The following is a 10980-nucleotide window of genomic DNA, read 5'->3' on the forward strand; positions in this document are numbered from 1 at the left end:
AAATGAGAAAAACAAAACAACAACTAGAAAAGATTACCAAATATTCGATTCGTAAGCTAACTGTTGGGGTAGGTCCTGTAGCCATTGGGGCCTTCCTTTTTGGTGCTGCTACCCTTTCAGTAGATAAGGTTCAAGCCAATGAAGTTGGCGGTGCTCATAGTGTTCATTACCGTTATTTGGCGGAGCAGGAATTGACCGAGTCTGAAAAAGCCCTGATTCACCATGAGGTTCCAACAGAATTTCAAGATGATGATATTCTTTATGTAGTTTATCGCAAGAAGGCAACTAACAGTCAACAACTTCCTTACACAGGAAGTAAAGAATTAGCCTTGGCAGGCCTTGGTTTGGCAACAGCTTCGCTAGCAGTCTTTTTGGTGTCTAAAAAAGGTCGCAAAGAGGTCCTAGGTGTTCTCTTGATTGGTTCTTTAGGAGCTAGCACTTTTGTACCTTATGGGACATTCGCATTTGAAAATAAAGAATTACTTTCTTATAACCAAACTATTTCAGCCTCTACACATGAAGGTTTGGCTGAAGGGATTATCCATATTGATGGCTATGAATACATTGGATACTTCAAGGAAGCAGAACTCCATCCATCAAGACCAGCTTCAGTGGAACAGTCTCAGTTGCCAGTAGAAAAGCAAAGTGCAAATGAAATCGAGAAGACAGAAGTAGTTCAAGAAACACCGACTGTTGCGCCAGAAACTGTCGTTGAAAAACCTGTGACAGCTCCTGCTATTGAAGAAAAAACAGTTTCTGAGAAGCCTCAAACTAGACAGGAAGAGAGCTTGGTAGAGATTCCGTTTGAAACAGTCACAAGCCCAGATGCGAATCTAGCAGAAGGACAGACTCGTATCGTCACATCCGGAGTAAATGGTCAGCGCCGCCTTGTAACCAAAGTATCGATGGTTAATGGTCAAGAAGTTAGAGAAGTCATCGAAGACCAAGTGGTTCAAAATCCTGTTTCGCAAGTCATTGCAGTTGGAACTAAGAAAGAAGAGCAACCTGCCCCAACTCCAACCCCACAAGCTGAACCAACGCATCAGGTAGCTAAAGGAACGCAAGAGGCAGGCAAAGAAGGTCAAGCCTTAACGCAACCAACCTTACCAGAGGCTCCAGTTGAATCAAAAGGGACTCAAGAACCAGGTAAAGAGGGCCAAGCTCTAACACAACCAGAACTTCCAGAGGCTCCAGTTGAATCAAAAGGTACCCAAGAGGAAGGCAAAGAAGGCCAATCTTTAACCCAGCCAGAATTGCCAGAAGCTCCAATCGAATCAAAAGGTACCCAAGAGGAAGGCAAAGAAGGCCAATCTTTAACCCAGCCAGAATTGCCAGAGGCTCCAGTTGAATCAAAAGGTACCCAAGAGGAAGGTAAAACTGGCCAAGCTCTTGTACAAGAACAGTTACCTGAGTACAAAGTAACTGAGGGAACCCTTGTTGAAACATCGACTACAGACTTAGACTACAAAACTGAGATGACTGAGGACCCAACCAAGTACACAGACGAAGAAACTGTCGTAAGAAATGGTGAAAAAGGTAGTCAAGTTACTAAAACAACTTATAAAACAGTAGAAGGTGTTAAAACTGACCAAGTTCTTTCAACTAGCACAGAAGTTACCAAGGAACCTGTAAACCAACAGGTAAGTCGTGGGACAAAACCAATTGAAGGAACTCTGGTAGAAGAAAGTATTGAAAAGATTCCATTTAAGGAAAAAGTTGAAGAAGATGATCAACTGAAAAAAGGCTTAGAAGTTGTAGCTCAAGAAGGAAAAGAAGGTCAGAAAAAAATCACCAAGACCTTTAACACCATCAAAGGAGTTAAAACAGAAGACGCTCCAAAAGTTACAGAGGAAATCCTTGAGGCACCTCAAGACAAAATTTTGAAACGTGGTACCAAGAGCTTTGAAAAACCAGTATTGACCATCACTGCAGTTGAACCTAAGGATTTGAAACGGACTTCAGATGTTAAATACAGTCTAGAAAATCCAAGCAAGGCAGCCATTAAATCTATCACCTTAACTCTGAAAAAAGGTGATGAGATTGTGAAAACCTTGAATGTTTCACCAGACGACCTGACAACTACCTTGACAGATTTGCAGTACTACAAGGATTATAAACTTGAAACTAAGATGGTTTATGACCGTGGTGAGGGTGATGAGGAAGAAGTTCTGAAGGAAGAACCGCTAAGACTTGACCTCAAAAAAGTTGAAATCAAAAATATCAAAGAAACAAGCTTGATGAGTGTGGACGCTGACGGTAACGAAACAGATACTAGTTTGCTGACAGAAAAACCAGCTGATGTTGCTCCACTTTACCTACGAGTGACAACTCACGACAACAAAGTTACACGACTTGCTGTTGACAAGATTGAAGAAGTAGAAAAAGACGGAAAAACTTTATACAAAGTCACTGCCAAAGCACCTGATTTGATTCAACGGAATGCTGATAACACACTTAGCGAAGAGTATGTTCATTATTTTGAAAAACAAAAAGCCAAAGAAGGTAATGTATACTACAATTTCAAAGAATTAATTGAAGATATGCAAAAAACTCCAAATGGTGAGTTTAAACTTGGTGCGGATTTAAACGCTGTGAATGTACCAACACCAAGTAAATCTTACGTGACAGCTAAATTCACTGGTAAGCTATCTAGTGAGGGTGATAAACGTTACACTATTCACAATTTAGCTCGTCCGTTATTTGCACAAGCTGAGAATGCTCATATTCACGACATCAATCTGGGTAATGTTGATATCAATATGCCTTGGGCGAACAAGACAGCACCGCTTGGTGAGATGTTTAAGAAGTCAACGATTGAAAACATTAAAGTAACAGGTAATGTTGTAGGTAACAATGACGTTACGGGTATGGTCAATAAACTGGATGAATCCAATATGCGTAATGTAGCCTTTATCGGCAATATTACAAGTGTAGGGAACGCAGGATGGTGGTCAGGTGGGCTTGTCAGCGAAAGCTGGAGAAGTAACACAGATAACTCTTACATTGATGCCTATATCAAAGGGAATAAAGCTAAGGTCGGTGGACTTGTTGCTAAATTGAATCATGGTGATAATCCGAGAGATGTTAGTGCATGGGGACGTTTGAAGAACTCTGTTGCAAAAGGTACGATTGATGTGAAAGAACCTCTTGAAACAGGTGGTTTGCTTCATTCTAACTGGTCATGGGGACTTGCTGAAAATAACGTTACTATGATGAAGGTGAAGAATGGTGGTGAGATTCTTTACGGTTCTCGTGATGCAGAGGATGATGATTACTTTGGTGCAAACTGGGTTCGAAATAATAATGTATTCGTTAATGGTGTAAGTGAAGGTAAACAATCCTATTCTCGTTCTAGTCGTTGGAAAGGTGTTTCCCAAGAAGAAGCTGATGCAAGAATTGCTAAAATGGGAATTACTGCACATGAATATACAATAACTGAACATTTTGTAGATAAGTTAAATCATAAGGAATCAAAAGCTGACACTTATAAATCTACTCAAGACTATGATGCATCTCGTGAGCTTGCTTACCGTAACATCGAAAAACTTCAACCATTCTACAATAAAGAATGGATTGTAAATCAAGGTAACAAGATTCCTTCAGATTCTAAATTACTGAATACAGAAGTATTATCTGTTACAGGTATGAAAGATGGACAATTTGTGACCGATTTATCAGATGTTGATCATATTATGATTCATTACGCTGACGGTACAAAAGAAGAAAAATCCGTATCACCTAAGGTTACATCAAAAGTGGCTCAAGTAAAAGAATATGCTATTACAGATTTAGGTGATGTCGTTTACACACCAAATATGGTGGATAAGAATCGTAACAAACTAATTGCTGATGTGAAAGAAAAATTAGCAAGTGTCGAATTGATTTCACCTGAAGTGCGTGCATTGATGGACAAACGTGATAAACCTGCTGAAAATAGTGACAATCATAAGAACAATTATATTCGTAACTTATTCTTAGAAGAAAGCTTTGACGAAGTAAAAGGTAACCTTGATAAACTTGTGAAAGCAATCGTTGAAAATGAAGACCATCAGTTAAACGGCGACGAAGCTGCAATGAAGGCTCTTGTGAAGAGAGTAGAAGATAACAAAGCAAAAATTATGATGGGTCTGGCTTATCTCAATCGCTATTATGGTTTTGCGTATGGTGATATGAGCATTAAAGACATCATGATGTTTAAACCGGATTTCTATGGTAAATCAACGAATGTCATCGACCGCTTAATTCAAATCGGTTCACGTGAACACTTCTTGAAAGGTGATAGAACACAGGATGCATATCGTGATGTGATTGCAAGTGCTACTGGTAAAGCTAACTTGCATGAATTCCTAAAATACAACATGGAATTATTCACAAATGATACTGATATGAACACTTGGTTCAAGAATAACATTGCGGATAATGCTTATGTTGTTGAGAAACAATCATCAAATCCAGATTTCGCTAATAAGAAATATAAACTGTATGAAGTAATTAACAACGGTCATCATGGACGTTATATCTTACCACTTCTTAACCTGAAGAAAGCGCATATGTTCTTAATTACGACCTATAATACGATTGCGTTTAGTTCGTTTGAGAAATATGGTAAGACAACCGAAGCCCAACGTGAAGAGTTCAAGAAAGAAATCAATTTACGCGCGCAAGAACAAATCAATTATTTGGACTTCTGGTCAAGACTTGCTGCGGATAACGTTCGTAATCAACTCCTTAAGAGTGAAAATATGGTATCATCAGCTATTTGGGATAATCACTTTGCACCAGACCTTGGTTGGGTTGACCGTATGGGACATACTAAGAACGGGGACTTTGCTCCGATTCGTGAATTCTATGGTCCAACAGGTAAGTGGCATGGTAACAACGGTATGGGAGCTTATGCCTATATTTTCCAAAATCCACAACCACAAGAAGCTGTCTATTATATTTTATCTAGCTTAATCAGTGACTTCGGAACGTCTGCATTTACTCACGAAACTACACATATTAATGATCGTATGGCCTACTTGGGTGGATGGCGTCACCGTGAAGGAACAGACGTTGAAGCCTTTGCTCAAGGTATGTTACAATCACCATCTGTATCAAATCCAAATGGTGAATATGGTGCCTTAGGATTGAATATGGCATATGAGCGTCAAAATGATGGTAAGCAATGGTATAACTATAATCCTAATATGCTAGATAGTCGTCAGAAGATTGATCATTACATGAAGAATTATAATGAATCAATGATGATGCTTGATTACTTAGAAGCTAATGCCGTTATTAAGAAAAATGAAGGTACAAATGATAAGTGGTTCAAGAAAATGGACCGAGAATGGCGTTCGAATGCTGATCGTAACAGTCTAAAAGGTGAGCCACATCAATGGGATAAACTTCGTGATTTAAATGATGAAGAGAAAAACATGAAGTTAACAACGATTGATCAATTGGTAAACAATAACTTTGTTACGAAGCATGGAATGCCAGGTAATGGACGTTACCGTTCGGAAGGTTTCGATTCTGCTTATCAAACAGTTAATATGATGGCAGGTATCTATGGTGGTAATACAAGTAGAAGTGCTGTAGGTTCTATTTCATTTAAACATAATACATTCCGTATGTGGGGTTACTTTGGTTACCTCGATGGTTTCTTAGGATATGCTTCTAATAAATACAAAGATGCTGCTAAGAAAGAAAACAACGGTTATGTTGGAGATGATTTTATCATTAAGAAAGTTTCAAATGGAAGATTCCAAAACTTAGAAGAATGGAAATCTGCTTGGTACCATGAAGTTCATGAGAAAGCTCAAAAAGGTTTTGTTGAAATTGAAATTAATGGTGAGAAAATTTCAACTTATGCGAGACTTCAAGAGTTGTTTGATGAAGCAGTTGAAAAAGATCTTAAAGGGAATGGATTTGGAAATACAGTTGGTCTGAAAGAGAAAGTTTATAAACAACTTTTACAAAAATCTAACGGATTTACTGGAGATTTATTCACTAAATAGTAGATAAGACTAGTATAATAAAAAGGTAGATCAGTTTTGACTGGATCTACCTTTTTGATGTTTTTGAAGTTCTTAAATGTTCATTTACAAGCATAATTATTGAATATATTTATAACCAAAATACTAGAAAATAGATTTTCAAAAAGTAAATGAAATGTCAGTCTGGGCTTTGTTTTATGGATTCTGTTCGAGTTCAAACAACTTGCAAAAATAGTTTAAAAATTATAAAATGAAATATAAAGTAATTTGTAAATACGCATAAAATTCAATATGATATAATGTGTACATAGATAAGAGAAAAGGAAATATTATAAATGAAGAACAAGCTTTCTGATAAGTCCCTTGAGAATCAGAGAAAAGAAAAAATCATGCGTTTCTCCATTCGTAAATATAGTTTTGGTGCAGCGAGTGTAGCGGTTGCTGCCTTTTTAATGTTTTTAGGAAATGGAGCAGTTGCAGCGGATCAATTGAAAGTAACTGAAGAGTCTTCTAGTAAAGTAGAGTTGGCTAAAGAAGGTGGGGATAAGACTGAAAAACAGAGTGAGTCCAAAATTAGTGAGCCGAAAATTACTAAACCAGAACTAGATAAAAGTCAACTTGCAAATTATATTGGTGAAATTGAAGGTAAGATTTCAAGTGGAGCTTACGCTAATAAGACTGAGGAAAGTGTAGCGAGTCTAGCTGCTGAGTTAGCTAATGCCAAAGCAACTTTAGCGAGCGCAAGCAGTCAAGAAGAATTGACGAGTGCCTATCAAAAACTGGTTACTACTGTTAACTCAAAATTACGAAATAAGCCGGTTGAGAAAAAAGAAATTGTTTCAACAGATACTACTGAGGGTAAAGAAACAGTTGGTATCAAAGCTGAGAATACTGAGAAACCATCAGAATCAAATGCGATTGAAAATACTGGTGCCAATGATCCGCGTAATGGAAGTGAAATTGAAAAGGATACAACATTCCGTGCAGCTGTCAATCAAGATCCAAAGGTAGACTTTACATTCTCCATACCAGATGAGAAGAAAATCTATATCTATAACGAAGAGCATTTTTCATTAGAAATTCCAGTTTATTCTGAAACTGGAAAAATTCGCTATGCAACGATTAAGAAAGGATCTAGACAAAGATTCCCTAATGTTGCAGGTACAGATAATGACTTGGATGTTGAATTTGGATTTACAGCTACTGTAATAAATCGTGCTGAAACGGCAGGGGTAACATCGGAGGCGAGTCAAGCAAATCCTGCGAAAATCGTCATTACAGGTCGTCCAAATGATATATTAAAAAAGAACAGAGATTACACAAAACAAGAAAACCAAACATTAAATGTTGGTACTCGTTATGTTCAAGTAGTTGATGACCAAGGTAGAGAAAATCTTAAAAAAGGTATGGATATAACGGATCCAGGATATTTCTACTTAGTATTAAAATCTCAAGCAAAAAAATACGCCTTAAGATCTCAACCTACAGATGAAAAGATTTCTGTAACTAGTTTGACAAATCCTACAGCAGAAGATTTAAAGAAAATCAAAGATAGTATTCAATTAGAATATTCAACAACAAACGAAGATGCACGATTTGCTGATAGACGTGGAACTTTAGTAGAACACCCAGAGGATGTTATTCAATCGGTTAATATCGTTGGGAATAATATTGTTGTTACATTTACAGATGGTTCTACGAAGACGAAACCAGTAAGTGAAATTGTACAAAAAAATGTTCCACCGGTTGTTAATCTACCGTATTCAAACGAAGCGAACAGAAATATTTATATCTATTCTGGAGAAGAGACAGACCTAACATTTACTGCAACGGATGAGTCTAAGATTAAGGACCTAAAACTTCGTGGCCCTGGTGACATTAACTATAATAATGCAACTAGTTTTGGTTTAGCAGTAGGAAATATTGTTGATAGCGCAGTAACAAGCGGAGCAGGTTCTGTTTCTGAAGATAAGAAGACAGCAACCATTAAAATGACTGGAACAACGAATTTAACTGCTGGGAAAAAATGGACAAGTGTTATCGTTGCAAAAGATGACAACAATGGAGAAAGTGCACCTTTTAACGGAAGAATTAATGCAACTACTAATCCTGCAGAACGTCAAAAAATTGAAGGTTATGTTGAGTTTGTTGTAAAAAATCAAACTACTAAATATGATATTAAGACTCCAGAAGGAACAGTTAGTGTAGTAGATCCAGCGAATGTAACTGCAGAAGAATTTGAAAAAATTAAAGAAAAAGTAAAAATTGAATACTCTCAAACTAACGATGATGCTAATTTTACTAGCAAGAGAGGACAAGCTGTAGACAATCAGGCGACAAGAATTTCTACGATTACAAAAGATGCTAATGGAAATCTTGTTGTGACCTATAAAGATGGTTCAACTGATACAAAACCTTTATCAGAATTCACAAGTTTAAATAAACAACCTGCAATTGACGCGGTTAACAAGGCTGCTGAAGATAAAATTGCAGAGATTAATGCTAATACAAACGTAACTGCAGAAGAAAAAGCAGCTGCAATAGAAAAAGTTAATGTCGATAAGGCGAAAGCTTTAACAGCAATTAATGATAACTCGGTAACGACAAAAGCAGCATTAGATAATGCCAAAACATCTGGGACAACAGCGATTAGCAATGATAATCCTGTAGCAACGAAGAAAGATACGGCAAAAGCAGCTATTGACTCAGCTTTAAGAGAGAAAGAAGCAGCCATCGATGCGAATAACGACTTAACGACAGAGGAGAAGAATGCAGCAAAAGCAGATGCACAGGCAAAAGCAACTGCAGCGAAAACAGCAATTGATAATGCGACAACAAACGCAGCAGTGGACTCAGCCCAAACGGCAGGAACAACAAGCGTAAGTTCAGTAACGCCAACAGCGGTAGCAAAACCAGCGGCTAAGAAAGCAATAGATGATGCACTTAAAGCGAAAGAAGCACAACTTGACGCTCGTGCGGACTTAACAGACGAAGAAAAAACAGCAGCAAAAGCAGATGCACAAGCAAGGGCAACAGCGGCTAAAAATAATATTGATACTGCAACAACAAACTCAACAGTAGATAATGCGAAAACTACAGGCGTTGCTGATGTGGAAAGCGTTAATCCGCAAGCAAGCCAAAAGAAAACTGATGCGAAAAATGCAGTTGATGAAGCATTAAAAGCAAAAGAAGCAGCTATAGATGCGAACAACGATTTAACAGCTGAAGAAAAAGCTAAAGCGAAGGAAGACGCAAAAGCTAAAGCTGATGCAGCGAAAACAGCAATCGACAACGCAACAACAAATGATGCAGTAACTCAAGCTAAAAACGACGGAGCAACATCAGTAGATTCGGTGACTCCAACGCCGGTAGCCAAACCCGCAGCGAAGCAAGCCATCGATGACGCATTGAAAGCTAAGAATGACGCGATTGATGCCAACAACGATTTGACTGCTGAAGAGAAAGCCAAAGCTAAGGAAGACGCTAAGGCAAAAGCCGATGCAGCTAAGCAAGCGATCGACAACGCAACAACAAACGATGCAGTAACTCAAGCTAAAAACGATGGGGCAGCAAGTGTATCTTCAGTAACACCAACAGCGCAAGCGAAGCCAGCGGCAAAACAAGCTATCGATGACGCATTGAAAGCTAAGAACGACGCGATTGATGCTAACAATGACTTAACAGACGAAGAGAAAACTGCGGCGAAAGCTGATGCGAAAGCCAAAGCAGACGCAGCGAAAACAGCGATCGATAACGCTACGACAAATGATGCAGTAACTCAAGCTAAAAACGACGGAGCAACAAGTGTAGACTCAGTCACTCCAACGCCGGTAGCCAAACCGGCTGCAAAACAAGCCATCGATGACGCATTGAAAGCTAAGAATGACACGATTGACGCGAACAACGACTTAACAGCTGAAGAAAAAGCCAAAGCTAAGGAAGATGCGAAAGCAAAAGCAGACGCAGCGAAGACTGCAATTGACAATGCAACCACAAACGACGCAGTAACTCAAACTAAAAACGCTGGAGTGACAAGTGTAACTTCAGTAACATCAACAGCGCAAGCGAAGCCAGCGGCAAAACAAGCAATTGATGACGCATTGAAAGTTAAGAACGACGCGATTGATGCGAACAACGATTTGACTGCTGAAGAGAAAGCCAAAGCTAAGGAAGACGCAAAAGCCAAAGCAGACGCAGCGAAACAAGCAATTGACAACGCAACAACAAATGCATCGGTAGAACAAGCTAAAAATGATGGAACAACAGAAGTAAACAATGTGAATCCAACAGCGCAAGCGAAGCCAGCGGCTAAAAAAGCGATCGATGACGCGTTAGTTGATAAGATTAAAGAAATCGAAGCAAATAACAACTTAACTGACGAAGAAAAAGCCGCAGCTAAGCAAGAAGCGCAAGCCAAAGCAGACGCAGCGAAACAAGCAATCGACAACGCAACAACAAATGCGGCGGTAGAACAAGCTAAGGCTGATGGAACAACAGAAGTAAACAATGTCACTCCAACACCAACAGCTAAACCGGCTGCAAAACAAGCCATCGATGACGCATTGAAAGCTAAGAATGATGCGATTGACGCAAACAACGACTTGACTGCTGAAGAAAAAGCCAAAGCTAAGGAAGACGCGAAAGCCAAAGCCGATGCAGCGAAGACTGCAATCGACAAGGCGACAACAAATGATGCAGTAACGCAAGCTAAAAATGACGGAGCGACAAGTGTATCTTCAGTCACTCCAACACCAACAGCTAAACCAGCTGCAAAACAAGCGATCGATGACGCATTGAAAGCTAAGAACGACGCGATCGACGCAAACAATGACTTAACAGACGAAGAAAAAACTGTAGCTAAGGAAGATGCAAAAGCCAAAGCCGACGCAGCGAAACAAGCCATCAACAACGCGACAACAAACACAGCGGTAGAACAAGCTAAAAATGACGGAGCAACATCAGTAGATTCGGTGACTCCAACGCCGGTAGCCAAACCAGC

Annotated in this window: 2 protein-coding genes; both read left to right on the plus strand. The window is 39.0% G+C overall.

The window, feature by feature from the left end; translation table 11 throughout:
- The first annotated feature begins 2 nt into the window (after positions 1-2).
- Positions 3-6002 (plus strand): ZmpA/ZmpB/ZmpC family metallo-endopeptidase, encoded by a 6000-nt coding sequence (locus NMM26_RS09165; protein WP_254754303.1) that lies wholly within the window; start codon positions 3-5, stop codon positions 6000-6002.
- Between the two features lie 314 nt (positions 6003-6316).
- A partial coding sequence (locus tag NMM26_RS09170) for a DUF1542 domain-containing protein (protein WP_254754304.1) occupies positions 6317-10980 on the plus strand: 4664 nt, incomplete at its 3' end.

The sequence above is a fragment of the Streptococcus sp. CF7_Ac1-8 genome, from assembly GCF_024295435.1.
GTDB classification, from domain to species: domain Bacteria; phylum Bacillota; class Bacilli; order Lactobacillales; family Streptococcaceae; genus Streptococcus; species Streptococcus mitis_AP.

Excerpts from the sequence above, each read along its gene's own strand:
- NMM26_RS09165 (WP_254754303.1), top strand. The coding sequence starts at position 3 with ATGAGAAAAACAAAACAACAACTAGAAAAGATTACCAAATATTCGATT.